A 23859-nucleotide genomic window follows, 5' to 3' on the forward strand; every position below is an offset into this window, starting at 1 on the left:
TCTTTTTTATATTTTTGTATTTTTCTAAAGACAACAATGTAAAAATGGAATAAAATATGTAAGGGTACATAATAGTTAATATTTTAATAAATACATATAGAAAATTAAATAATGAAGTGAAACTTCCATCAGTGGATCACATTATGTTCAAAATGGTAAGTTAAAAAGGAAGGGTGTGGAATATGCCAGATTTAGTGAGTGATGTAAGCCATTATATGAATTATTTAGTGACGAAACGTAATACCGTTTCTAGTAATATTGCAAATGCGAATACACCTGGCTATAAAGCACAAGACGTTACATTTGCTGAGCAAATGAATAAGAGTAGTGCATTATATAAGAGCAATGCTGCGGATTTAAAAAGCAATCCAGATTTATATCAAACGAATGAAATGCACTTACCGACAGTAAATACGAAAAATACTTATGCAAAGATTCAAACGAAATCAATGCAAACGAATAAAGATGGAAATAGTGTGGATGTAACGACGGAAATGCTAGATTTAATGAAAGCAAACCAATTATATGGTGTTTCAATTAACGCGATTAATACACAATACGCAATTAACCAAGCAGCGCGTGGACGTTAATAGTAGAAGGAGAGACAACGATGTTTCAGGCAATTAATGCAAGTGGATCAGGGCTGACAACAGCGAGAAAGTGGATGGAAGTTACTTCAAATAATATTGTAAATGCAAATACAACGGCAGCTCCGGAGGCAGATTTGTATGAGCGCCGCAGTGTAGTACTTGAATCAAATAATAGTTTTGCAAATATGTTAGACGGTACACCTACTAACGGAGTGAAAATAAAAAGTATTGAAGCGGACAAAACTGAAAACTTAGTGTATGATCCGACGCATCCGCATGCAAATGAAGAAGGATATGTACGTTATCCGAATGTAGATGTGACTGCTGAAATGACGAATGTAATGGTTGCTCAAAAAATGTACGAAGCAAATACAAGTGTATTAAATGCGAATAAAAAAATGCTTGATAAAGATTTAGAAATCGGTCGAGGATAGAGGGGGAATAGGGGAAGATGAAAATCCAACCAATGTTACATACACAGCCATTTGGCGCGATTCAGTCAATTGGCGCACCGAAAACTTCAGAAACACCTGTAGTCGAAGGGAAGAAGTTTATCGATTTATTGGAAGATATGAATCAAACACAAAACAATGCGCAAACAGCGGTTTATGATTTACTAACAAAAGGGGTAGGAGAAACACATGACGTTTTAATTCAGCAAAAGAAAGCTGAGTCTCAAATGAAAACGGCTGCTCTTGTACGTGATAATCTTATTGAAAATTATAAGTCACTAATTAATATGCAAATTTAGGAAAATGGACGGGTGTGTTTAAATGGAAAAGTTAAAAAATGTTTTCCAATCGTTAAAAACGTGGCATAAGTTAGTCATTGGTGCTGCGCTTTTAGCAATTGTAACAGGAGCACTTTTATACTTCACCTTGCCAGATAAATATGTTGTTGTATATCAAAATTTAAATGATGCAGACAAGCAAGAGATTACAGCAGAATTATCGAAGCTAGGTGTCGATTACCAATTAGCAGCCGATGGTTCGATTCGTGTGCAAAAGAATGATGCTCCATGGGTTCGAAAAGAAATGAATGGAATGGGATTACCGTTTAATTCAAAAAGCGGTGAGGAAATTTTATTAGAAAGCTCGCTCGGTTCAAGTGAGCAAGATAAAAAAATGAAGCAAATTGTCGGTACGAAAAAGCAATTAGAGCAAGATATTGTACGGAACTTTGCGGCTATAGAAACAGCAAATGTTCAAATTACATTACCTGAAAAAGAGACAATTTTTGATGAAGAAAAAGCAAAGGGGACAGCGGCGATTACGGTTGGTGTGAAACGTGGTCAACTATTAACAGCTGATCAAGTTGCGGGTGTACAGCAAATGATTAGTGCGGCAGTTCCTGGTGTAAAAGCCGAAGAAGTGAGTGTTATCGATAGCAAAAAAGGTGTTATCTCAAAAGGGGCAGATGAAGCACATTCTAGTAGTTCTTCTTCTTATGAGAAAGAAGTAGAGATGCAACACCAAATTGAAGGTAAATTAAAGCAAGATATCGATGCAACATTAATGACGATGTTTAAGCCGAATGAATATAAAGTGAATACGAAAGTATCTGTAAACTACGATGAAGTTACACGTCAGTCTGAAAAGTATGGCGATAAAGGTGTACTTCGTAGTAAGCAAGAGCAAGAAGAAAGCTCTACTGCGCAAGAAGGAGCTGATACGAAGCAAGGTGCTGGTATTACAGCAAATGGAGAAGTGCCAAACTACGGTACGAACAATAATCAAAATGGCAAAATCGTCTACGATAATAAAAATGGCAACAAAATCGAAAACTATGAAATAGATAAAACAGTTGAAACGATTAAGAAGCATCCAGAATTAACGAAAACAAATGTTGTTGTATGGGTAGATAATGATACGTTAGTAAAACGAAGAATTGATATGACAACTTTCAAAGAAGCAATTGGTACAGCGGCTGGACTTCAAGCTGATCCAAATGGCAACTTTACAAATGGTCAAGTTAATGTTGTAACTGTTCAATTTGATCAACCGAAAGAAGAGAAGAAGAAAGAGCCAGAAGAAAGTGGTATGAATTGGTGGTTAATCGGTGGAATTACAGGTGGCTTATTAGCGCTTGTTGGACTAATATGGTTCTTCTTAGCAAGACGTAAGAGAAAGAAAGAAGAAGAGGAATATGAAGAATACTTAGCAGAAGAGGAAGTTGCTGCAAGTAGTGAAAGTATTATGGAAATTCCTGAAGAGAAAATAGTACCAGAGCCAAAAGTAAAACTTGAACCAGAAGAGCCGAAAGAACCGACGTTAGATGAACAAGTACAGGATGCTACGAAGGAACATGTAGAAGGTACTGCAAAAGTAATTAAAAAATGGTTAAACGGACAGTAAGGGAGGAACAACGATGTTAGATGAAATCTCCTCCAAAGAAAAAGCTGCCATCCTCATTCGTACATTAAATGAAGAGGTGGCAGCGAAAGTCATTGAATATATGACGGCTGAGGAAAAAGAAGTGTTACTTCGTGAAATCGCGAAGTTTCGTGTATATAAACCAGAAACGTTAGAGAATGTACTAGGGGAGTTCTTATATGAACTTAATGTAAAAGAATTGAACTTAGTCACTCCAGATAAAGAGTACATTCGTCGCATATTTAAAAATATGCCAGAAGATGAGCTTGAAAAATTATTGGAAGACCTTTGGTATAACAAAGATAATCCATTTGAATTCTTAAATTCACTTACAGATTTAGAGCCACTTCTTACAGTGCTTAATGATGAATCACCACAAACAATTGCAATTATCGCTTCTTACATTAAACCGCAGCTTGCTTCGCAGTTAATTGAGAGATTGCCAGACCATAAGCGAGTAGAAACGGTAATGGGCATTGCGAAACTAGAACAAGTTGACGGTGAACTCATTAATCAAATTGGTGAGTTATTAAAAGCGAAATTAAATAATATGGCATTTAGTGCAATCAATAAAACAGATGGCTTAAAAACAATCGTGAACATTTTAAATAACGTTTCACGAGGCGTTGAAAAAACAGTCTTTCAAAAGCTGGATGAAGTTGATTATGAGTTATCTGAGAAAATTAAAGAAAATATGTTTGTCTTTGAAGATTTACTTGGTCTTGAAGATCTTGCGCTTCGCCGTGTATTAGAGGAAATTACAGATAACGGTGTCATTGCGAAAGCACTTAAAATTGCAAAAGAAGAAATTAAAGAGAAACTATTTACATGTATGTCTTCAAACCGTAAAGAGATGATTCTAGAAGAATTAGATGGCTTAGGACCGCTTAAGATGACGGATGCTGAGAAAGCACAGCAAACAATTACAGGTACGGTGAAAAAGCTAGAGAAAGAAGGAAGAATTATCGTTCAAAGAGGTGAAGATGATGTCCTTATTTAAAAACAGAATTCCGAAGAATTCTGTTTCTTTTTCTGAAGAAACGTATGAATTACAATTTCCAAAACCAATAGTAGCTCACGTAGAAGAAGAAATCCAAGTAGATCATGAAGAACTTCTTGCGCAGCAACAATCATTACATGTTGAACTCAATCAGCTAAGGAAAGAACAACAAATGTTAGAGCGAGAGCGTCAACAATTATTACAGGATCAAGAACAATTTCGAATGCATGTTCAGCAACAGATGCAAGAGATAGAATCAGCACATATGCAGTTTCAAAAAGATCAACAAGAAACAGCATACGAATGGACGGAATTGTTATGGGATCAATCTTTTCAACTAGCAGAAAAAATTGTGAATCAAGCTGTAGATGCTAGATTACTTGATGTGTTACCTATTTTAACTGGCATCGTTCAAACATTGCCTACTTCTTTTGAAAAATTAGTCATTACCGTACATCCAGAAACATTTGAACGTATTCAAGAAGAGAAGGAAAATACGAAAGAATATTGGTTACTACAATTAGTAGAATGGAAATACGATTTTTCCTTACAGTTCGGTGAATTTGTTCTGGAAGAAGAGAAAGAGTTCTTTGAATTTAAATTTGCACCTATATTCGCGAAACTTCGCCAGAAATGGGAAGAAGAGAAGTTGTTTGAGGAGCAAAATGTATGAATCGACTGTTAATGAATGAAAACCAAAAATGGAATACATTTATTGAAACGCCGTTTTATACGAAAGTCGGTAAAGTTCATAGTGTACAAGAGCAGTTTTTCGTAGCGAAGGGGCCAAAGGCGAAAATCGGAGATGTTTGTCTCGTTGGAGAACATAGCGTCTTATGTGAAGTAATTGCGATTGAAAAAGAAAACAATATGTTACTCCCATTTGAACAGACAGAAAAGGTATGTTACGGAGATTCCGTTACATTAATTGCTGAAGATGTTGTTATCCCTCGTGGGAATCATTTACTCGGAAAAGTGTTAAGTGCAAATGGCGAAGTATTAAATGAAAATGCTGAAAACATTCCAGTGCAAAAAATAAAGTTAGATGCTCCGCCTATTCATGCATTTGAACGTGAGGAGATTACCGACGTATTTGAAACAGGAATTAAATCTATTGATTCTATGCTAACAATTGGTATCGGTCAAAAGATTGGTATTTTCGCTGGATCAGGTGTTGGTAAATCTACTTTACTCGGAATGATTGCCAAAAATGCAAAAGCTGATATAAACGTTATTAGTTTAGTAGGAGAGCGTGGCCGAGAAGTAAAAGACTTTATTCGAAAAGAATTAGGTGAGGAAGGCATGAAGAAAAGCGTCGTTGTCGTAGCGACGTCAGATGAAAGTCACCTTATGCAACTTCGCGCAGCTAAGCTTGCAACATCTATCGCTGAATACTTCCGAGACCAAGGCAATAACGTACTACTTATGATGGACTCTGTTACTCGTTTTGCTGATGCGCGTAGGAGTGTTGATATTGCCGTTAAAGAGTTACCGATTGGTGGTAAAACACTCTTAATGGAAAGTTATATGAAAAAGCTGTTAGAGCGATCCGGGAAAACGCAAAAGGGGTCTATAACAGGTATTTACACTGTACTCGTTGATGGAGACGATTTAAACGGTCCTGTACCAGATTTAGCACGTGGTATTTTAGATGGACATATTGTATTAAAACGTGAACTTGCAACTCTCAGTCATTATCCTGCTATTTCGGTGTTAGATTCAGTAAGTAGGATTATGGAAGAAATCGTTTCGCCAACCCATTGGCAACTGGCAAATGAAATGAGAAAAATTTTATCAATTTATAAAGAAAATGAATTATATTTCAAATTAGGAACGATTCAAGAAAATGAAGAAAATGCTTATGTTTTTGAATGCAAAAATAAAGTAGAAGGTATAAATTCATTTTTAAAACAAGGTCGATCAGATCGTTTCCAATTTGACGATATTGTTCAAGCGGTGCACCATATTGTATAAGACCTCGCGCCCTGCAGGTCTTATTTTTTTGTTTTTTAATATTTCACAGATTTTTTTGTAAAAAAACTATATAATAGAAAAAGAGAGCGTTATAATAGGAAGGGGCTATGAAAACAGGTGGATAAGCAGCAGTACGACACGATAAAATTGCAAATAAATCAAGAAAAAGAACAGATTTTGAAAGAAGTGTATGAATTAACAGCTGAAAAAAGAAAAATAGAACAAAAAAAAGAATATGATTTATATGTTGTAAAATCGCGTAGTAAAGTCGTACAAACTGGGCAACGTATTATGGCTGGTATGCTTTCCTCACATACGTTTTCACCTGAAAGAATAGAAGAATGGAATCGGAAAATTAAAAAAACAGAAGATTTTATTCGAAAAAATGAAAGCCTTTTAGAACAAGTAAAAGAAAAAGAACGTGTCATTGATGAGATGTATCAAGAAGATTGTAGAAAGCTTGCAAAAGTACGAGAAAAGCAGGAAGAAAAAATGCTTCTTGATTTGAAAATGTGTATGAATGGATGAGGTGAATGTAGTGATACAGTCTGTATTACCGGTGCAACAAAGTTTACCTCCGCAAAAAGAAAAAGGGCTAGAAGTACAATCCAAAAGTGAAGATTCTTCATTCGATCGTGCGATGAGGATGGAAAATAAACAGCAGCCGAAAACGGAGAAAACAAAGCGAGAAGATGCACCAGAAGATAGAAAAGAAAACATTCTTTCTAAAAAATCGGCAACGAAAGAAGAGCCTAATGTAAAGAAAGAAGAAAAAAAAGAGACAGAACAGTTATTATTAGCTGTATCTGAGCAAATGGTTGCAATTGAGCAATTACGTGTGCAGCCAGAATTGTTATATCAATACATACAAAAAATACAAGAGCTATATAAAGAATATGGAAATATAAAACTTAACGAATTACCCGCAGGTGAATTACAACAATTACAAGAACTCCTTTCTAATATGAATATCAAAAATGCTATATGTTTAGAAGATACAATGCAAATGGCATTAGATAAAGTGAAGATGCCGGAGCAAATGATGCAAGTATTGAAAGTTGTAGAAACAGAGACTTGTAATATTGCAAAGAAACAAGAAGATTCTAAAGATGTAGATCTTCCGACAGCTGAGAGCGAGGATGTAAAGATAGAGTTGCCAGAAGGCGATGTATTCAACGATTCGAATTCTGCGGGTGCGGAGTTATTAAATAAAGCGACGAGTACCAATCAAATAGGAAAATCCAATAGTGGCGGTGAGAAAGTTTCATTGCCTGACTTAGGAAAGAAAATGGAAGCACAAGTAGAAGCACTACAAAAATTTGTAGTGAAACAAGAACGTGTTTTATTTCAGTTAAATCCAGAAAAACTTGGTACATTAACAGTGTTTATGAAAAAACATGGAGATCAAATTGATGTTCATGTGGAAATGGAAAAACACGATGCGAAAAAACGTGTGGAAATCATTTTTGATGAATTGAGATTGAAGTTAAAAGAAAAAGAAATCAATATTCAAATTAGCTATTCAGATAAAGATGAAAATCGTAAAGAACAGCGAGAGCAAGAACAAAGGCAAAAACAACAATTAGCAAGTACGAAACATGAGAAACAAGAATCAAAAGAATTTGCGGGATTATTGGAGGAATAAAGCGTGCCAACAGTTGGATTAAATACAACGAGTACAAATCATATTCCATTGCAAGCAGGAGCACAGAATAATAATACGTCTAGTAACGGTGTGCAATCACCAGTGCAACAAACAAATGGGGTAGCAGAAAGTAATCAAAAAACACCCGGTATTATGAATAAAGATGACTTCCTAAAGCTGTTTTTAGCTAGTTTTCAACACCAGGATCCATTTAATGCAATGGATATGAACCAAATGATGAACCAAACAGCACAACTATCTCTTATGGAGCAAGTACAGAATATGACGAAAGCAGTAGATAAACTGCAATCAACGATGTATTCGACAGCTCTTGATGGAGGGATGAAGTTTTTAGGAAAGTACGTTAGAGGTGTAAATGATAAGGGAGAGCAAGTGACTGGCCAGGTGGAAACAGTTCGACTTGCCGAAAATAACGATGTGCAACTTATAGTTGATAATCAAGTTGTCTCACTTCGTTTTGTAGAAAGAGTTTCAGATAAACCGATAGCAGAAACAAATCCAGAAGACGAGAAAAAAGAAAATACAGAAACGACTGGAGAAACGGAAGAGGTTTCAGAAAATAAATAAGGAGTGTACATAAGTTATGATTAAAGCGCTATATACAAGTATTACAGGAATGAATGCGACGCAAAATGCATTAAGTGTTACTTCAAACAATATTGCGAATGCACAAACAACAGGATATAAGAAGCAAAAAGCTATATTTGATGATTTACTATATAATAACACTGTCGGTTCTCGTGGTGATGGTTCTTATGCTGGTACGAATCCAAAAAGTATTGGTAATGGTGTGAAATTTAGTGGGACAGCTACAGATTACAGTGATGGTTCAATTTCTTTAACAGGCGATAAAATGGAAACGGCAATTGAAGGAACTGGTTTCTTTATGGTCGGTGATAGAAATGGTGGAAATGTAGAATATACAAGAAAAGGTACATTCGGTGTATCGATGGATAACTTTGTAACGACTACGGGTGGTCAATACGTATTAGGATATGGTGTAAAACCGGGAACACAAGATATAGATTTCTCCTCACAACCAAATCCAATTAAAATTCCAGTCGGAACAGCTGTTGGTGGTATTCAAACTGACAAAGCGTCAATTAGTGGGAACTTATCTCGTAATCAATTAACAGCATCAAAAGATTTTACAGTATATGATGATGAAGGAAATTCATTAACATTACGTATGGATATTAAACAAAAAACAAGAACAGAGACGGTAGGAGATAAAACAGTAGAAACACCAATTGCTGGGGAATATACTTATACTTTATCTTTAAGAAATAATTCCAAAAATGAAAAAGAATTTTCGCCTATTAATGGGGCTGGTGGTACGCCATTAATAAAAGAGCTTAAATTCGATAAAGTAGGTAAGTTAGAAAAACTGGATGTGGATGTACAAAGGGATCCTCAAACAGATGAAATTATAAATGGTGGAACTGTTAAAATTCCTTTTGGGGCTGGTGAGTTGGATTTAAATTTAAGTGGTTTAACGAACTACCCAACTGGAAAAACAATTGCAGCGACAGAAGTAACGGGACGTCCAGCAGCTATTGCAAATGATTACTCGATTTCTGACGGTGGTTTCATTATGATGAGATATTCAGACGGTAGTATGAAAGTTGTAGGACAATTAGCAGTATCTACATTCCCGAATGCAGGCGGGCTAATGAAATCAGGAAACGGTAATTATATTGCAACACCATCAGCAGGTATCCCAGGAGTAGGGGTTGCAGGTGAGAATGGTGCAGGTAATGTACGTGGTGGTGCGAGAGAAAGTTCAAACGTAGATTTATCTGTAGAATTCGTTGACTTAATGTTATACCAACGCGGATTCCAAGGAAATGCGAAAGTAATTAAAGTATCAGATGAAGTATTAAATGAAGTTGTAAACTTAATTCGATAATATATAATAAAGAAAAATTGTAATGTAGTAGAAAGGGTTTTTTATTCGTATGACAAGACAAGAGCGAATTTTACAATTGCCTTTTTTCGAAAATAAACGTGAACTTGCCGAGCAAGTGTTAAAAATGGAACGAGAAGAGCATGTATATTTACCAGATCAATTTGAAATTAAGCAAGTACCTCCGTACTCATTTGGTGAAAAACAAGCAATCATTGGTCGTATTCACGAATTTTATTTCTTAAGTGTTGGTAGCGATGAGGTTTGGAAGTATCAACTGTTTAAAGATGAGATGAAGTGTCGTGAGTTTTTTGTTACGTTGCCGGATATTGCGGATCAGCAGATAGCGTTTTGGTTCAATAACATCGAGTTACTGAAAAGCTCTTAAAAAGATCTTAAAAGCTCTTTTTTAGGTTTTGAGAGAGGTCCTGGCGGTGTTTTGGAGCGGTCAGTACCTAATAGAGTCTCGACCGGTGTTTAAGACCAGAGATATGTAGAGTTGCTAGGATAGTTGAAGAAGAGGTAAGCGAAGTGTAGTGGCGCTTAGTACTTAATAGATTCTTGACTGGTATGTAAGGCCGGAGATATCGATTGGTTCTAAAGCGGTTGAAGATAGGATTTATCCTAGTCTAGAAGCAGTGGTATAAAATACGTTTAAGTTATATACAATTAGACTGAATTTCTATAAAAGGAGAGGTGAGGAGGATGGCGCAGAATAAGTATCGCGTTACATTCATTTCGCCGAGTGAGGTTGAGCAGCGGACTGTAATGGCGGCGAGTAGTTTGCCGGATTTAATTCGTAAAGTAGAGAGTATTATTGCAGATTCGAACGGTTATTTTGTAAATGATAAAAAAAATAATTGCTATTTTAAAGTAATTAAAGAAAATGTTACGTTTATTCAATATGAGTTACTATTTTCGGATAAAGAAATTCATATTGAAAAATTAAAACATATAGCACCGGCAGTATTAAAACGATTATTTGAAAAAATAAATGATCCGGAACTATATGCGCTTGCGCTACTGGATGTTGATATAGCAACGAAAGAATATGTGCTAGAAGAAATGAACGCAGAGTTAAGAATAAGAGTAGAAACAGAGCTTTCGAAAAAATGGGAAGCAATGCCGACAGAAATTGTAGGAGCACAAGAAGTGTTATTAGAGGCGCTTGCTTCGTTTATACAAGATTAATCGACTTTTTAAATAAAGAAATGAATGGTTCGACTATCTATATTTTTCGTATAGGTAGTTGACTTTTTCGTTTTAATAAAGCTTAATAATTAGATATACGGAAATAATGAAAGGGGAGCGACACCTTTATGTCACAAGCACAAAGTATTTTATTAGAAAGCGGAACAAATGAATTAGAGATTGTTACATATACTGTTGGTGAAAACCTATTTAGTATTAACGTAATGAAAGTACGTGAAATCATTAATCCATTCCCTGTTACAACTGTTCCAGAATCTCATCATGCAGTTGAAGGTGTTGTTCAAGTACGTGGTGAAATTTTACCTGTTATTAACTTAGCGACAGCTCTTAATTTAAAATCGACAAAGCCGCTTGATCAAACGAAATTTATCATTTCAGAATTAAACCAAATGAAAGTTATTTTCCGTGTGGATGAAGTGCATCGTATTCAACGTATTTCTTGGGAACAAATTGATGAACCAGCTTCATTGTCTATGGGACTAGAAGAAACGACATCTGGTATTGTAAAACTAGATGGAAAAATCATCTTACTATTAGATTATGAAAAGATTGTTTGCGAAATTAGCAACACTGGTTATGACAATAAATCACTTGCAGGTTTAGAGCAAAAAACAGATCGTGCTGAAAAAGTTATTTATATTGCGGAAGATTCAGCGATGCTTCGTCAAATATTAGAAGAAACATTATCATCAGCTGGATATACGAAAATGAACTTCTTCAGCAATGGTGCAGAAGCGTTAGCGCAAATTGAAAAGCTAGCGAAAGAGCAAGGGGAAAAAATGTTTGAACATATTCACTTGCTAATTACGGATATTGAAATGCCGAAAATGGATGGACACCATTTAACGAAAGTAATTAAAGATAGTGAAATAATGAATCGTTTACCAGTCGTTATTTTCTCTTCATTAATTACAAATGAATTATTCCATAAAGGCGAAGCTGTAGGAGCAAATGCTCAAGTAAGTAAGCCAGATATTCAAGAGTTAATCGGCTTAGTAGATAAGTTAGTGTTGTAAAAGAGGTTTAAAAGCGTTATTTTTGCTTGAATAGAAGCTCTAGCATGTGTGGGAGCGCTTAGTGCTTAATAGAGCCCTGAGCGATGTGAGACCAGAGATATGGAGTAGTTTTAGGTAAGTAGAAGAAGTGAGGATTTGCAGATTCTATTTACAACTCTATTCTTTTAGTGGAGAGAAGGGAACTAGCCATGTGTAGTATTGGCTAGTTCCTTTTTCTTATTCTATACGCTGTACAGGCAAAAACATAAAAGGTGTCTGGAGTGTTTGTAGCTGTATGTATAGTCCTTATTTTGGGATTTTCAAGTGGTGTAATGAATAAGTAATAGGCTTTTCTTATTTGAAAATATAAGAAAACGTATCTTTGGATTATTTTAGAAATATTTCGTGGTAACGCAAACTTTTTCGGTGAAAATACATTCTAAATACCATATAATATAATTAAATGTGATTAATATGCAATTATACATATTAATTGAAAAATCCTTTTTTCTATTTCTATACTTTCTATACATTTTTGTATGTTTATTATTTGACAGATAATTTCGAAATGTTATAATATGGATATGTAAAAATTGCTATTTTCTGAAAAGACATGGGAGTCAGATGAGAATTGCGAAAGGATGAGGGGGAGTGGCACAGATTATGTATCACCACACAGCAATCAATGTATTAAGTCTCTTACAAAACATGTCAAATAATAAAATGAACGATACGCAACTAGAAGCGGAATTAAAAAAAATAGAAAAACAATTCCAAGTAAAGTATGAAGAACTAGTTGATTTACATAATAGAATGGTATTATTTCAAATAGATATAGAAAAACATGGCGGGATGCGAGTATATGAAAAGTCAGCGATTACATGGCTGAAGTCTGAACTAGAGTTACTGTATGAAGTGTATCAATTTTGCCAACGTCACGGTTTAAACATTATTAATATTTCAAAATACGTTAGTAAAAACGAACTAAATCTTTTCCCGAAAACAGAAAGTCAATTACAAAATACGTATTACAAATTAAAAAAATGCGAAATACCGTTTGAAAATATTGAAAAGCAAAAACCTGGACGAAAGCGAAAATATACACCTGTAAAAGAAGCAATCGTTGAAATGAAAAAAGAAAACAATCACGTATTAATAGAGGAAGTACAGCATAAAGAGAATGAAAAAAGCCTTGTAACAGTTATATCTGGTATCGTTGATAACTTTGAAACAATTAGTCAACATAGTGAAAGAAAAGAAAATGAATTACATCAGTTTATGGAAGGTATTTATAAGCTTTCTAGCATGGCCGCAGGGCACTTCAAAGAGGAATCAAGTAGGAGTATTCTAGAAAGTGAATTGCGAGCGCTACAATTGGAAAATGAAAGGTTAAAACGAGAAAAAGAAGAACTTGTGCAAGATGTGAAAGATATGACGCAACATTTAACTTATTTCATTAAAAGTTCGGATGTCGATCAAATTCGTAAATTACCAACCTTCGTACAAGAATGTAAAATAGAATTACATAAACTAGGATTATATAACGCACAAGACGGAAAGATGAAAATAAGGATCGACCGTAGAGGACAAGTTATGACGATAGCGCCATAGAAGTATTGGGTACAGAACAAAAGGGAGATACATAGTTTATATGTATCTCCCTTTTGTTCTGTATGGAAGCTTAGTGAAGGAGCAAATGGTAATTATGAGTGCAGTAACTTAGAAACCATTTGCGGAATTTGATTTGATTGTGAAGCCATACTAAGTGCAACTTCGGTAAATAAATTATACTTAATAAAGCTACTCATTTCTTGCGCCATAGATGCATCTTCTATTTGAGAAGATGCATCTGTTAGTGCTATACTTCGACTATTTAAATTTTCGATATTAAATTGCAGACGGTTAATCATAGCGCCAAGATCGGCACGATGAAGTGATACATTTTGTAGTGCCTCTTCAATTTTGTGAATCGTCGTTCTTGCTTCTTGTTCAGTTGAAATCTTAATGTCATGTTGTGTAGGGGAAGGGGGAATATGTTTTGTTATATTTACTGTATGATCAATATCATCTAACAAAACAGGACGATTTTGTCCGTCAAATACAGATAAATCATTAAAACCAGTCTTAGCATCAATATAGTCAATTTGCTCTGTTAAAGACTGGAACTCTTTATTTAGTGAATCATGGTTTGAGTTTGTACTGTTTGCAGATTGTGCAGCTAAATCACGCATACGCTGTAAAATATTCGTAACAGTTTGAAGAGCAGCTTCCGCTATGCGAAGCATTGATATTGCATCCTTATTATTTCGAATCGTAATGCACATACCGTTCGCTCTTGCATGTATACGAGTCACAATCGCAACATTTGTTGGATTATCAGATGTATGGTTTAACTTCTTACCAGTTGCTAAATACCCCATCGTAGCATTCATACATTTTTCATTCTCATACAACGATTGCCTAGTATTCATACTTAAAACGTTCGTACTAATACACATAATATACACTCCTTATCTTATAGATTTTTATATGGTCTTAAAGTCAATAAATAATTGCGAAAAGAAAAAGGGACTTATGCTTATCTTCTAATCTTCTAATCTTGTTTTAACATGAGAGGGGGAATAGAGATAGGCATTGATCACTTCTGTGCCACACGAACGCTCTCTTCTACCTAAAAAGAAGGAACTTACAAATAATTCATCTATATAGAAAAAATAAACCTCTCCGCATACAGAGAGGTTTATTCATGAAACTAACTCAAATGGATTATTGTAATAATTTAGAAACCATTTGAGGAGTTTGGTTAGCTTGAGAAAGCATGCTAATGCCAGCTTCGTTCAAGATTTTGAATTTCGTCATTTCAGACATTTCTTTCGCCATGTCAGCATCTTCGATTTGAGAAGCGGCCGCTGCCATATTAGTAGATTGGCTGTTCACGTTGTTTAAGTTATGGTCTAAACGGTTTAATTGAGACCCGAAAGTTGCACGCATGTCAGCAACTGTTTGGATAGCTTTATCTAGTTGTACAATGGCACCTGCAGCGTCGTTATCTGTAGCAGGTGGTGCAGGTGTTACAGGCGGTGTTACAGGTGGTGTTACAGGCGGTGTTGGCGCTCCGATAGTTTTTGTAAGACCAAGCCCTGTAGTAGCTGTTGCATCAACAGCTGTAAGTGTAAGATTGTCGCCTGACACATCAGAAAGCTGAATGCTAATATTATTAGCTGCTCCAGGCGCAGCTAATAAACTTTTTCCGTTAAAGTTAGTTTTTCCTGCGATGTGGCCAATTTCCTCTTGTAATGCTGTAAATTCTAAGTTTAGGGAATCTTTATCGTTGCCGCCATTTGTACCGTTTGCAGATTGGGTAGCAAGGTCACGCATACGAAGTAAGATGTTAGAAATAGAATTTAAAGCAGAGTCAGTAGTACGTAAAGCAGACATAGCGTCTTGTGTGTTACGCGCTCCAACGTTTAATCCGCCTTCTTTTGCACGCATACGAGTAGCGATAGCTAAACCAGCCGCATCGTCAGCCGCACTATTAATAGATTTACCGCTAGATAAACGGTTCATTGCAGTGTTCATTTTGTCTTGATTTTGACGCATGTATTCTTGTGTACGCATGCTATTAATATTTGTATTAATTCTCATGTTAAGAACCTCCAGTAGTTTTTAAATATATATAATTACTCTCTGTAATACAGAGAGTAATTAATTAGAAAATAGATTACTGTAATAATTTAGAAACCATTTGAGGCGTTTGGTTAGCTTGAGAAAGCATGCTAATACCAGCTTCGTTTAAGATTTTAAATTTTGTCATGTTAGACATTTCTTTTGCCATGTCAGCGTCTTCAATTTGCGAAGCAGAAGCCGCCATGTTAGTAGATTGGCTGTTGACATTGTTTAAGTTATGATCTAAGCGATTTAATTGAGAACCGAATGTTGCGCGCATATCAGCAATGGATTGGATAGCTGTATCAAGTTCTTTAATTGATTCCGCAGCCTTCCCGGTAGATCCAATAGTTTCCTTAAGATTGAGCCCAGTTGCTGTTGCATCAACTGATTTAATTGTAAGTTTATCGCCAGATACATCAGAAAGTTGGATATCAATATCTGCTCCCTTTGCAGCTAATAAATTCTTACCATTAAAGTTAGTTTTTCCTGCGATATGACCAATTTCTGTGCTTAATTCGTTGAACTCTAATTGTAAAGAATCTTGATCCTTACTACCATTCGTACCGTTCGCAGATTGAGTAGCAAGGTCACGCATACGAAGTAAGATGTTAGAAATAGAATTTAAAGCCGAGTCAGTAGTACGTAAAGCAGACATAGCATCTTGTGTGTTACGCGCCCCAACGTTTAATCCGCCTTCTTTTGCACGCATACGAGTAGCGATAGCTAAACCAGCCGCATCGTCAGCCGCACTATTAATAGATTTACCGCTAGATAAACGGTTCATTGCAGTGTTCATTTTGTCTTGATTTTGTCGCATGTATTCTTGTGTACGCATGCTATTAATGTTTGTATTAATTCTCATATTAAGAACCTCCAGTAGTTTTTAAATATATATAATTACTCTCTGTATTACAGAGAGTAATTAACCATCAAATGAATTATTGTAATAATTTAGAAACCATTTGAGGAGTTTGGTTAGCTTGAGAAAGCATGCTAATACCAGCTTCGTTTAAGATTTTGAACTTCGTCATGTTAGACATTTCTTTCGCCATGTCAGCATCTTCAATTTGAGAAGCGGCTGCCGCCATATTAGTAGCTTGGCTTGTAACGTTGTTTAAGTTATGGTCTAAACGGTTTAATTGAGAACCGAAAGTAGCTCGAGCGTCAGCAACATTTTGGATTGCTGTATCAATTTTTTGCATTTCGGCTGTTGCAGCAGCTATAGCAGCTGCTGGATCAGTAGCGTCTGTTAAACTTCCAATTGCCTTACCAAGTAGTGCGGTTGTAGTTGCATCAATAGCTTTAATTTCAAGATTGTCATTTGCTGCATCGGAAAGTTGAATTTTAATGTCTGTACCCTTTGGCCCCTTCAAAGGATCCTTATCGTCACCGTTTGAATTTAAGAAAGAATTACCATTAAAGTTAGTTTTTTGAGCGATATGGTCAATTTCTGTAGCTAACTGTTGGTACTCTTTGTTTAAAGAAGCTGAATCTGTAAGGTTATTTGTCCCGCTTGATGCCTGAGTAGCAAGGTCACGCATACGAAGTAAAATGTTAGAAATAGATCCTAAAGCAGAGTCACCAGTACGTAGAGCTGACATAGCGTCTTGTGTGTTACGGGCTCCAACGCTTAATCCGCCTTCTTTTGCACGCATACGAGTAGCGATAGCTAAACCAGCTGCATCGTCAGCTGCACTATTAATAGATTTACCGCTAGATAAACGGTTCATAGAAGTGTTCATTTTGTCTTGATTTTGTCGCATGTATTCTTGCGTACGCATACTGTTAATGTTTGTGTTAATTCTCATATTAAGAACCTCCAATAGTTGATAATATATAAAATTTACTCTCTGTATTACAGAGAGTAATTAATCATCAAATGAATTATTGTAATAATTTAGAAACCATTTGAGGAGTTTGGTTAGCTTGAGAAAGCATACTAATACCAGCCTCGTTTAAGATTTTAAATTTCGTCATGTTAGACATTTCTTTCGCCATGTCAGCGTCTTCAATTTGAGAAGCGGCCGCTGACATATTAGTAGATTGGCTGTTCACGTTGTTTAAGTTGTGATCTAAACGGTTTAATTGAGAACCGAATGTTGCACGCATGTCAGCAACTTTTTGGATAGCAGCGTCAAGCTCTTTAATTGATTCCGCAGCATCAGCGGTTTTTGTCGCATCACCAATAGTTTTCGTAAGGTTAAATCCTTTAACACCTGTTGTTGCATCAACAGCTGTAATTGTAAGATTATCGCCAGATACATCAGAAAGTTGTATGTTAATATTCTTAGTTGCATCAGCCTCAGCTAATAAATGCTTTCCGTTAAAGTTAGTCTTACCAGCAATATGATCAATTTCCTCTTTTAATTCCTTAAATTCCAATTGTAAAGAATCTTGATCCTTACCACCATTCGTACCGTTCGCAGACTGAGTAGCGAGGTCACGCATACGAAGTAAAATGTTAGAAATAGAATTTAAAGCAGAGTCAGTAGTACGTAAAGCAGACATAGCGTCTTGTGTGTTACGAGCCCCAACGTTTAATCCGCCTTCTTTTGCACGCATACGAGTAGCGATAGCTAAACCAGCCGCATCGTCAGCCGCACTATTAATAGATTTACCGCTAGATAAACGGTTCATTGCAGTGTTCATTTTGTCTTGATTTTGTCGCATGTATTCTTGTGTACGCATGCTATTAATATTTGTATTAATTCTCATGTTAAGAACCCCCAATAGTTTTTAAATATATATAATTACTCTCTGTATTACAGAGAGTAATTAACCATCAAATGAATTATTGTAATAATTTAGAAACCATTTGAGGAGTTTGGTTAGCTTGAGAAAGCATGCTGATGCCAGCTTCGTTCAAGATTTTAAACTTCGTCATGTTAGACATTTCTTTTGCCATATCAGCATCTTCAATTTGAGAAGCGGCCGCTGACATATTAGTAGATTGACTGTTCACGTTGTTTAAGTTATGGTCTAAGCGATTTAATTGAGAACCGAAAGTAGCTCTATTATCAGCGACTGTTTGAATAGCTTTGTCAAGCTCAGTAATAGCTTCACTAGCGTTTTTCGCATTAGTAATATCTTTTGTAATATTAAGACCAGCAGCTTTTGCATTAACACTTGAAATCGTAAGGTTATCACCAGATACATCAGAAAGTTGAATGGCAATATCAGTTCCTGTGCCGCCTAGTAATTTTTTACCATTAAAATTAGTTTCACCAGCAATATGATCAATTTCTGTTTTTAGTGCTGCAAATTCTAAGTTTAAAGATTTTTGGTCGTCTGTACCATTCGTACCGTTTGCAGATTGAGTAGCAAGGTCACGCATACGAAGTAAGATGTTAGAAATAGAATTTAAAGCAGAGTCAGTAGTACGTAAAGCAGACATAGCGTCTTGTGTGTTACGCGCTCCAACGTTTAATCCGCCTTCCTTTGCACGCATACGAGTAGCGATAGCTAAACCAGCCGCATCGTCAGCAGCGCTGTTGATTGATTTACCGCTAGATAAACGGTTCATAGAAGTGTTCATTTTGTCTTGGTTTTGACGCATGTATTCTTGCGTACGCATGCTATTAATGTTTGTATTAATTCTCATGTCAAGAACCCCCATTTTTTTATATTGATTTTTCTGTTAATTAATAAACGTAAATATGCAAAAAAATCAATTTCGAATTAATTGTAATCCGTGGTATATATCGTGTCAACGAATAATTGTAATTAATGAATATGGGAAAATAGCAGTTTAACAATCTATTCATTTTTTTATTGCAAAGGATTATTGCAAACTTTACGAAAAAACTCTAATATTAGATTATCTTTGTTTACCGAAAAGGTGATATTATGGTAGTTGGAAATATAGTAAAAGAAGTACTTGCATATAAAAAGGGACAGTTTCAACAAAAGTTAAGTAGTCCGCAGGCGTTCGTTAGTAGTAGGTTTCAAGAAAAGTTGCAAAGCGAGCCTGCTAAGGAGACGAGGGCTACTACGCAGCCGGCAAAAGTAGAGGATATGAGTCAGCCGGTACAATCTACGAAAATAGAAGCGGTTGTGAATAAACCGGCAGAATCTATTCATAAAGTAGAGGAAGTAAGTAAGCCAGAAGAAAAGCCTGAAACGAAGAAAGTCGATGAAGTGCAAGTTGCACAAAAAGAGTTCGAACGACGTTTCCCGGAAACGAAAAATGAGGCTGCTGATACGTGGGGATTAACGAAGAAGTATAATATTCAAAAAATACGTTCTTCAAATGAAGGGAAGTATGAGGATATTATTGATCGTGTTAGCCGTTCATACGGAATTCCGAAAACGTTAATTCAAAAAATGATTGAAGTAGAATCTAATTTTAATCCGAAAACGGTGTCGCATGCAGGAGCGATGGGTCTTATGCAGCTTATGCCGGCGAATGTGAAAGAGATGGGTATAAAAAATCCATTTTCACCAGCTGAAAGTATTGAAGGCGGCGTGAAAGAGTTAAGCGGTTATTTAAAGAAAAATAATGGTGATTTAGTATTAGCGCTTGCTTCTTATAATGCTGGTCCTGGTAATGTGAGAAAGTACGGAGGCGTACCTCCATTTAAAGAAACGCAAGGATATATTAAAAAAATATTAAATATCGACGTTTCAAAATAAGAGATTTCATTATATAGAGAGAACATGAAATTTTCGTGAACATGATATGGGAGTTGGCTAGATTTGAAATTACAAGATGATATTCCGTTAACAATTTATTTTGAAATCGGAAATACGAAAAAGAAGATTGAAGATCTGCTTCATATTACGAAAGGTACATTGTATCGTCTTGAAAATTCAACGAAAAATACGGTGCGTCTTATGCTTGAGAATGAAGAGATTGGAACCGGAAAGATTTTGACGAAGAATGGAAAGATGTACGTTGAAATCGTTGAATTGAAAAGGTAGGGAAGGGGATTTTCATGAGTGGCGATAAATTAAGCCAAGAGCAAATTGATGCCCTGCTGAAGGCGGTAAATGAAGGTGAAGAAATGCCAGCTTTCGCACAAGAAGCAGGGAAGCAAGATAAATTTCAAGAGTATGATTTTAATAGACCGGAGAAGTTCGGTGTGGAACATTTACGTAGTTTGCAAGCGATTGCTTCTACGTTTGGTAAACAGACGTCACAGACGTTGTCAGCGCGTATGCGTATTCCAATTGACTTAGAGCCTTCGACAGTAGAGCAAGTTCCATTTACGAGTGAGTATGTGGAGAAAATGCCGAAAGATTACTATTTATATTGCGTCATTGACCTCGGACTTCCAGAGCTTGGAGAAATTGTTATTGAGATTGATTTAGCATTTGTTATTTACATTCATGAGTGTTGGCTCGGCGGAGATAGTAAGCGTAATTTTACGATGCGTAGACCGTTAACTGCATTCGAGTTTTTAACGCTTGATAATATTTTTGCACTTCTATGTAAAAATTTAGAGCAATCGTTTGAAAGTGTTGTGGCAATTAAACCGAAATTTGTAACGACAGAGACAGATCCGAATGCATTAAAGATTACGACAGCGAGTGATATCATTTCATTATTAAACGTAAATATGAAAACGGATTTTTGGAATACGACGGTGCGTATCGGTATTCCGTTCTTATCTGTTGAAGAAATTATGGATAAGTTAACGTCTGAAAATATTGTCGAACATTCTTCGGATAAGCGTAAAAAGTATACGTCTGAAGTGGAAGCGAAAGTAAATCAAGTGTATAAACCTGTTCACGTTGCGATTGGTGAGCAGAAGATGACAATGGGTGATATTGAACAAATTGAAGAAGGCGATATTATTCCGCTTCATACGAAAGTTTCGGATGAATTGCTTGGTTTTGTAGATGGAAAACATAAATTTAATTGTTTTATTGGAAAAGATGGAACGCGTAAGGCGCTCCTATTTAAAAGTTTTGTAGAGTAGGAGGATCCATATGAAGCATGAAGTATCTCCTGTGTCATTAATGGGATTAGAAGAATTTGCAGGAAAGCGAAATGAAGCGGGTAAAGCACATATTGAAACTGTTTCGGATATTTCGATTGAACTTGGTGTAAAGCTTGGAAAGTCATCTATTACGCTCGGTGATGTGAAGCAATTAAAAGTGGGCGATGTTCTTGAAGTAGAGAAAAACTTAGGACATAAAGTAGATGTGTATTTAAGTAATATGAAAGTCGGCATTGGGGAAGCGATCGTAATGGACGAGAAGTTCGGTATTATCATTTCTGAAATTGAAGCTGACAAGAAGCAAGCTGCGCTTATGAAAGCGCAAAGTCAAATGCTAGATAAAGAGTAGAGGAGGAGTCATATGTCGTATATGACGACCTTATTTCAAGTCGTTTTACTGTTTGGCGCGCTCGGCTACGGTGCATATTATATGACGAAAAAGACGCGCAAACAGCAGTTTTTTAAACAAGGTGAAAATGGACATATTCAAGTGAAAGATGGCGTGTATTTAAATCATCAAACGAGCGCCTTTTTATTTGAAGTAGACGGCAAGCAAGTGTTCACTGTTATTAGTAATAACGGTGTACAATCTGTGCAATTAACAGGAACAGGAAATCAGTTTCAACAAGCGCTAGAAGACGCGGTGAAGAGTGAAACGAAAAAAGTAGAGGATCCATCATGAGAATAAAGAAACAGTTATCATTATTAGCCGTTATTTTCGTATTTTCTATCGTTTTTTCAATTATTTTTGTAAATCCAGCGTATGCGGCCCAAAACGGTTTTATTAATTTCGAAAATGGAAAAGAGTTTACGAGTAATTCAAGTGTACAGTTATTTGCACTCGTTACCCTTTTGTCATTATCTTCTTCTATCGTTCTATTATTTACACATTTTACTTATTTTATGATCGTTCTTGGGATTACACGTCAAGGACTTGGGGTAATGAATTTACCACCGAACCAAGTGCTCGTTGGACTTGCCTTATTTTTATCACTCTTTACGATGCAGCCTGTACTCGGGCAGCTGAAGAGCGATGTGTGGGATCCGATGACGAAAGAGAAAATAACAGTAAGTCAAGCTGCAGAGACGACAGCTCCGATTATGAAAGAGTATATGTCAAAGCATACGTATAAGCATGATTTAAAGATGATGCTGAAAGTGCGCGGAGAAGAGTTACCGAAAGATTTGAAAGATCTTTCTTTATTTACGCTCGTACCATCCTTTACGTTAACGCAAATTCAAAAAGGATTGTTAACGGGGATGTTCATTTATTTAGCGTTTGTATTTATAGATTTGATTATTAGTACACTTTTAATGTACCTCGGAATGATGATGGTACCGCCGATGATTTTAAGTTTACCATTTAAAATACTCGTTTTCGTATATTTAGGTGGATATACAAAAATCGTCGACATTATGTTTAAAACGGTCGCCTGAAGCGTTTGATGCTATGTGATAGGAGTCATATAAATGAATACGTCACCAATTATAGATATTTTTCAAACCTTTTTTTATAAAGGGGTTATGATTTTAATGCCGGTTGCCGGCGTAAGTATGATTGTCGTTATTATCATCGCTGTCATTATGGCGATGATGCAAATTCAAGAGCAAACGCTGACGTTCTTACCGAAAATGGCGAGTATTGTACTCGTTATTATCATTTTAGGTCCGTGGATGTTTCAAGAGTTAACGACGCTCATTTTAGATTTATTTGATAAAATCCCATCGCTATTGCGTTCGTACTAAGATAGGTGGAATGAAATGAATATGGAATTATGGGCGGCGACGTTTTTTGCGTTTTGCCGTATTACTTCATTTTTATATTTTTTACCGTTTTTCTCAGGTCGATCCATTCCAGCAATGGCGAAGGTTACAGTTGGACTTGCTCTTTCGATCACAGTTGCCGATCAAGTTGATGTCTCTCACATAAAGACAACTTGGGACGTTGCAGCTTATGCAGGTACGCAAATTGTAATTGGATTATCACTTTCAAAAATTGTAGAAATGCTGTGGAATATTCCAAAAATGGCAGGGCATATTTTAGACTTTGATATCGGTTTATCACAGGCAAGTTTGTTTGATGTAAATGCAGGTTCACAGTCTACTTTACTTTCAACCATTTTTGATATATTTTTTCTCATTATTTTTATTTCACTTGGCGGCATTAATTATTTCGTTGCCACGATTTTAAAGTCGTTTCAATATACAGAGGCGATTTCAAAATTGCTGACGACTAGTTTTCTAGATAGTCTACTCGCAACGTTATTATTTGCGATAACATCAGCGGTTGAAATTGCTCTTCCGCTTATGGGAAGTTTGTTCATCATTAACTTTGTTTTAATTTTAATCGCAAAAAACGCTCCGCAATTAAACGTTTTTATGAATGCATATGTCATTAAAATCACATGTGGTATTTTGTTTATTGCGATGAGTGTACCGATGCTCGGTTATGTGTTTAAAAATATGACGGACGTATTGCTTGAGGAATATACGAAACTATTTAACTTTTTCTTAACGAAGTAGGGGGACGCGC

General features: G+C 35.9%; 29 protein-coding genes. 23 read left to right on the plus strand and 6 right to left on the minus strand.

Annotated features, from left to right (window positions below; all coding sequences use genetic code 11):
- Positions 1-182: 182 nt before the first annotated feature.
- The 15 genes from flgB (at position 183) to FS742_RS01020 (ending at position 13326) form a co-directional block, all read left to right on the plus strand.
- Positions 183-590, plus strand: a complete 408-nt coding sequence (gene flgB, locus FS742_RS00950) for a flagellar basal body rod protein FlgB (RefSeq protein WP_260869603.1) — start codon at positions 183-185, stop codon at positions 588-590.
- A gap of 20 nt (positions 591-610) precedes the next feature.
- Positions 611-1024, plus strand: a complete 414-nt coding sequence (gene flgC, locus FS742_RS00955) for a flagellar basal body rod protein FlgC (RefSeq protein ID WP_144610757.1) — start codon at positions 611-613, stop codon at positions 1022-1024.
- A 17-nt stretch (positions 1025-1041) separates the two neighbouring features.
- Positions 1042-1341, plus strand: coding sequence for a flagellar hook-basal body complex protein FliE (gene fliE / locus FS742_RS00960; RefSeq protein WP_063263686.1), 300 nt, complete (start codon positions 1042-1044; stop codon positions 1339-1341).
- A 22-nt stretch (positions 1342-1363) separates the two neighbouring features.
- Entirely contained in the window at positions 1364-2944 is a 1581-nt protein-coding gene (gene fliF / locus FS742_RS00965) for a flagellar basal-body MS-ring/collar protein FliF (RefSeq protein WP_144610759.1), read from the plus strand.
- A gap of 13 nt (positions 2945-2957) precedes the next feature.
- On the plus strand, positions 2958-3962 hold the full coding sequence (gene fliG, locus FS742_RS00970) for a flagellar motor switch protein FliG (RefSeq protein ID WP_063263684.1): 1005 nt from the start codon (positions 2958-2960) through the stop codon (positions 3960-3962).
- On the plus strand, positions 3949-4635 hold the full coding sequence (locus tag FS742_RS00975; RefSeq protein ID WP_144610761.1) for a FliH/SctL family protein: 687 nt from the start codon (positions 3949-3951) through the stop codon (positions 4633-4635). The genes fliG and FS742_RS00975 overlap by 14 nt, the downstream gene beginning before the upstream one ends.
- Positions 4632-5936, plus strand: coding sequence for a flagellar protein export ATPase FliI (gene fliI, locus FS742_RS00980; RefSeq protein ID WP_144610763.1), 1305 nt, complete (start codon positions 4632-4634; stop codon positions 5934-5936). The genes FS742_RS00975 and fliI overlap by 4 nt, the downstream gene beginning before the upstream one ends.
- Before the next feature lie 117 nt (positions 5937-6053).
- Positions 6054-6464 carry a hypothetical protein gene (locus FS742_RS00985; RefSeq protein WP_000360875.1) on the plus strand — a complete coding sequence of 137 codons (411 nt, stop codon included), beginning with the start codon at positions 6054-6056 and terminating at the stop codon, positions 6462-6464.
- Between the two features lie 10 nt (positions 6465-6474).
- Positions 6475-7581: a flagellar hook-length control protein FliK gene (locus FS742_RS00990; protein ID WP_144610765.1), complete on the plus strand. Its 1107-nt coding sequence runs from the start codon at positions 6475-6477 to the stop codon at positions 7579-7581.
- Between the two features lie 3 nt (positions 7582-7584).
- Entirely contained in the window at positions 7585-8169 is a 585-nt protein-coding gene (locus FS742_RS00995) for a flagellar hook assembly protein FlgD (RefSeq protein WP_144610767.1), read from the plus strand.
- Between the two features lie 16 nt (positions 8170-8185).
- Positions 8186-9511: a flagellar hook protein FlgE gene (gene flgE / locus FS742_RS01000; protein ID WP_144610769.1), complete on the plus strand. Its 1326-nt coding sequence runs from the start codon at positions 8186-8188 to the stop codon at positions 9509-9511.
- Positions 9512-9560: 49 nt separating this feature from the next.
- On the plus strand, positions 9561-9896 hold the full coding sequence (locus FS742_RS01005; RefSeq protein ID WP_144610771.1) for a DUF3964 family protein: 336 nt from the start codon (positions 9561-9563) through the stop codon (positions 9894-9896).
- A 317-nt stretch (positions 9897-10213) separates the two neighbouring features.
- Positions 10214-10699 carry a LysR family transcriptional regulator gene (locus FS742_RS01010; protein WP_144610773.1) on the plus strand — a complete coding sequence of 162 codons (486 nt, stop codon included), beginning with the start codon at positions 10214-10216 and terminating at the stop codon, positions 10697-10699.
- 128 nt (positions 10700-10827) lie between these two features.
- A complete protein-coding gene (locus FS742_RS01015; protein ID WP_087985623.1) occupies positions 10828-11736 on the plus strand; it encodes a chemotaxis protein in 909 nt (302 codons plus the stop codon).
- A gap of 642 nt (positions 11737-12378) precedes the next feature.
- Positions 12379-13326 carry a DNA-binding domain-containing protein gene (locus FS742_RS01020; RefSeq protein ID WP_144612042.1) on the plus strand — a complete coding sequence of 316 codons (948 nt, stop codon included), beginning with the start codon at positions 12379-12381 and terminating at the stop codon, positions 13324-13326.
- A gap of 92 nt (positions 13327-13418) precedes the next feature.
- On the opposite strand, the gene FS742_RS01025 is transcribed toward FS742_RS01020, so the two are convergent.
- The 6 genes from FS742_RS01025 to FS742_RS01050 form a co-directional block, all read right to left on the minus strand.
- Positions 13419-14213 (minus strand): flagellin N-terminal helical domain-containing protein, encoded by a 795-nt coding sequence (locus FS742_RS01025; protein ID WP_144610775.1) that lies wholly within the window; start codon positions 14211-14213, stop codon positions 13419-13421.
- A 268-nt stretch (positions 14214-14481) separates the two neighbouring features.
- Positions 14482-15360 (minus strand): flagellin N-terminal helical domain-containing protein, encoded by an 879-nt coding sequence (locus FS742_RS01030; protein WP_144610777.1) that lies wholly within the window; start codon positions 15358-15360, stop codon positions 14482-14484.
- Between the two features lie 76 nt (positions 15361-15436).
- Positions 15437-16246, minus strand: coding sequence for a flagellin N-terminal helical domain-containing protein (locus tag FS742_RS01035; protein WP_144610779.1), 810 nt, complete (start codon positions 16244-16246; stop codon positions 15437-15439).
- A gap of 76 nt (positions 16247-16322) precedes the next feature.
- Positions 16323-17192 carry a flagellin N-terminal helical domain-containing protein gene (locus tag FS742_RS01040; protein WP_144610781.1) on the minus strand — a complete coding sequence of 290 codons (870 nt, stop codon included), beginning with the start codon at positions 17190-17192 and terminating at the stop codon, positions 16323-16325.
- A 76-nt stretch (positions 17193-17268) separates the two neighbouring features.
- Positions 17269-18099 (minus strand): flagellin N-terminal helical domain-containing protein, encoded by an 831-nt coding sequence (locus FS742_RS01045; RefSeq protein ID WP_144610783.1) that lies wholly within the window; start codon positions 18097-18099, stop codon positions 17269-17271.
- Positions 18100-18175: 76 nt separating this feature from the next.
- Positions 18176-18985: a flagellin N-terminal helical domain-containing protein gene (locus FS742_RS01050; protein ID WP_144610785.1), complete on the minus strand. Its 810-nt coding sequence runs from the start codon at positions 18983-18985 to the stop codon at positions 18176-18178.
- Positions 18986-19230: 245 nt separating this feature from the next.
- Between FS742_RS01050 and FS742_RS01055 the strand changes: the two genes are divergently transcribed.
- The 8 genes from FS742_RS01055 (at position 19231) to FS742_RS01090 (ending at position 23849) form a co-directional block, all read left to right on the plus strand.
- A complete protein-coding gene (locus FS742_RS01055) occupies positions 19231-20016 on the plus strand; it encodes a lytic transglycosylase domain-containing protein (RefSeq protein ID WP_144610787.1) in 786 nt (261 codons plus the stop codon).
- A 63-nt stretch (positions 20017-20079) separates the two neighbouring features.
- Positions 20080-20304: a flagellar motor switch protein FliN gene (locus FS742_RS01060; RefSeq protein WP_000775712.1), complete on the plus strand. Its 225-nt coding sequence runs from the start codon at positions 20080-20082 to the stop codon at positions 20302-20304.
- 14 nt (positions 20305-20318) lie between these two features.
- Positions 20319-21305 carry a flagellar motor switch protein FliM gene (fliM, locus tag FS742_RS01065; protein ID WP_144610789.1) on the plus strand — a complete coding sequence of 329 codons (987 nt, stop codon included), beginning with the start codon at positions 20319-20321 and terminating at the stop codon, positions 21303-21305.
- Positions 21306-21315: 10 nt separating this feature from the next.
- The gene (fliN, locus tag FS742_RS01070) at positions 21316-21675 is read left to right on the plus strand and encodes a flagellar motor switch protein FliN (RefSeq protein WP_144564718.1); all 360 of its coding nucleotides are present in this window, start codon (positions 21316-21318) and stop codon (positions 21673-21675) included.
- 12 nt (positions 21676-21687) lie between these two features.
- On the plus strand, positions 21688-22008 hold the full coding sequence (locus FS742_RS01075; RefSeq protein ID WP_000121176.1) for a hypothetical protein: 321 nt from the start codon (positions 21688-21690) through the stop codon (positions 22006-22008).
- Positions 22005-22763 (plus strand): flagellar type III secretion system pore protein FliP, encoded by a 759-nt coding sequence (locus FS742_RS01080; protein ID WP_001220586.1) that lies wholly within the window; start codon positions 22005-22007, stop codon positions 22761-22763. The genes FS742_RS01075 and FS742_RS01080 overlap by 4 nt, the downstream gene beginning before the upstream one ends.
- A gap of 33 nt (positions 22764-22796) precedes the next feature.
- Positions 22797-23072 carry a flagellar biosynthetic protein FliQ gene (locus FS742_RS01085; protein ID WP_001098085.1) on the plus strand — a complete coding sequence of 92 codons (276 nt, stop codon included), beginning with the start codon at positions 22797-22799 and terminating at the stop codon, positions 23070-23072.
- Between the two features lie 15 nt (positions 23073-23087).
- Complete coding sequence (locus tag FS742_RS01090; protein WP_001055716.1) at positions 23088-23849, plus strand: flagellar biosynthetic protein FliR; 762 nt, start codon at positions 23088-23090, stop codon at positions 23847-23849.
- Positions 23850-23859: the final 10 nt, after the last annotated feature.

Source organism: Bacillus cereus (assembly GCF_007678085.1).
Classification (GTDB): Bacteria; Bacillota; Bacilli; order Bacillales; family Bacillaceae_G; genus Bacillus_A; species Bacillus_A cereus_BE.

Excerpts from the sequence above, each read along its gene's own strand:
- flgB (WP_260869603.1), top strand. The coding sequence starts at position 183 with ATGCCAGATTTAGTGAGTGATGTAAGCCATTATATGAATTATTTAGTG.
- flgC (WP_144610757.1), top strand. The coding sequence starts at position 611 with ATGTTTCAGGCAATTAATGCAAGTGGATCAGGGCTGACAACAGCGAGA.
- fliE (WP_063263686.1), top strand. The coding sequence starts at position 1,042 with ATGAAAATCCAACCAATGTTACATACACAGCCATTTGGCGCGATTCAG.
- fliF (WP_144610759.1), top strand. The coding sequence starts at position 1,364 with ATGGAAAAGTTAAAAAATGTTTTCCAATCGTTAAAAACGTGGCATAAG.
- fliG (WP_063263684.1), top strand. The coding sequence starts at position 2,958 with ATGTTAGATGAAATCTCCTCCAAAGAAAAAGCTGCCATCCTCATTCGT.
- FS742_RS00975 (WP_144610761.1), top strand. The coding sequence starts at position 3,949 with ATGTCCTTATTTAAAAACAGAATTCCGAAGAATTCTGTTTCTTTTTCT.
- fliI (WP_144610763.1), top strand. The coding sequence starts at position 4,632 with ATGAATCGACTGTTAATGAATGAAAACCAAAAATGGAATACATTTATT.
- flgE (WP_144610769.1), top strand. The coding sequence starts at position 8,186 with ATGATTAAAGCGCTATATACAAGTATTACAGGAATGAATGCGACGCAA.
- FS742_RS01005 (WP_144610771.1), top strand. The coding sequence starts at position 9,561 with ATGACAAGACAAGAGCGAATTTTACAATTGCCTTTTTTCGAAAATAAA.
- FS742_RS01010 (WP_144610773.1), top strand. The coding sequence starts at position 10,214 with ATGGCGCAGAATAAGTATCGCGTTACATTCATTTCGCCGAGTGAGGTT.
- FS742_RS01015 (WP_087985623.1), top strand. The coding sequence starts at position 10,828 with ATGTCACAAGCACAAAGTATTTTATTAGAAAGCGGAACAAATGAATTA.
- FS742_RS01020 (WP_144612042.1), top strand. The coding sequence starts at position 12,379 with ATGTATCACCACACAGCAATCAATGTATTAAGTCTCTTACAAAACATG.
- FS742_RS01025 (WP_144610775.1), bottom strand. The coding sequence starts at position 14,213 with ATGTGTATTAGTACGAACGTTTTAAGTATGAATACTAGGCAATCGTTG.
- FS742_RS01030 (WP_144610777.1), bottom strand. The coding sequence starts at position 15,360 with ATGAGAATTAATACAAATATTAATAGCATGCGTACACAAGAATACATG.
- FS742_RS01035 (WP_144610779.1), bottom strand. The coding sequence starts at position 16,246 with ATGAGAATTAATACAAACATTAATAGCATGCGTACACAAGAATACATG.
- FS742_RS01040 (WP_144610781.1), bottom strand. The coding sequence starts at position 17,192 with ATGAGAATTAACACAAACATTAACAGTATGCGTACGCAAGAATACATG.
- FS742_RS01045 (WP_144610783.1), bottom strand. The coding sequence starts at position 18,099 with ATGAGAATTAATACAAATATTAATAGCATGCGTACACAAGAATACATG.
- FS742_RS01050 (WP_144610785.1), bottom strand. The coding sequence starts at position 18,985 with ATGAGAATTAATACAAACATTAATAGCATGCGTACGCAAGAATACATG.
- FS742_RS01055 (WP_144610787.1), top strand. The coding sequence starts at position 19,231 with ATGGTAGTTGGAAATATAGTAAAAGAAGTACTTGCATATAAAAAGGGA.
- fliM (WP_144610789.1), top strand. The coding sequence starts at position 20,319 with ATGAGTGGCGATAAATTAAGCCAAGAGCAAATTGATGCCCTGCTGAAG.
- fliN (WP_144564718.1), top strand. The coding sequence starts at position 21,316 with ATGAAGCATGAAGTATCTCCTGTGTCATTAATGGGATTAGAAGAATTT.
- FS742_RS01075 (WP_000121176.1), top strand. The coding sequence starts at position 21,688 with ATGTCGTATATGACGACCTTATTTCAAGTCGTTTTACTGTTTGGCGCG.
- FS742_RS01080 (WP_001220586.1), top strand. The coding sequence starts at position 22,005 with ATGAGAATAAAGAAACAGTTATCATTATTAGCCGTTATTTTCGTATTT.
- FS742_RS01085 (WP_001098085.1), top strand. The coding sequence starts at position 22,797 with ATGAATACGTCACCAATTATAGATATTTTTCAAACCTTTTTTTATAAA.
- FS742_RS01090 (WP_001055716.1), top strand. The coding sequence starts at position 23,088 with ATGAATATGGAATTATGGGCGGCGACGTTTTTTGCGTTTTGCCGTATT.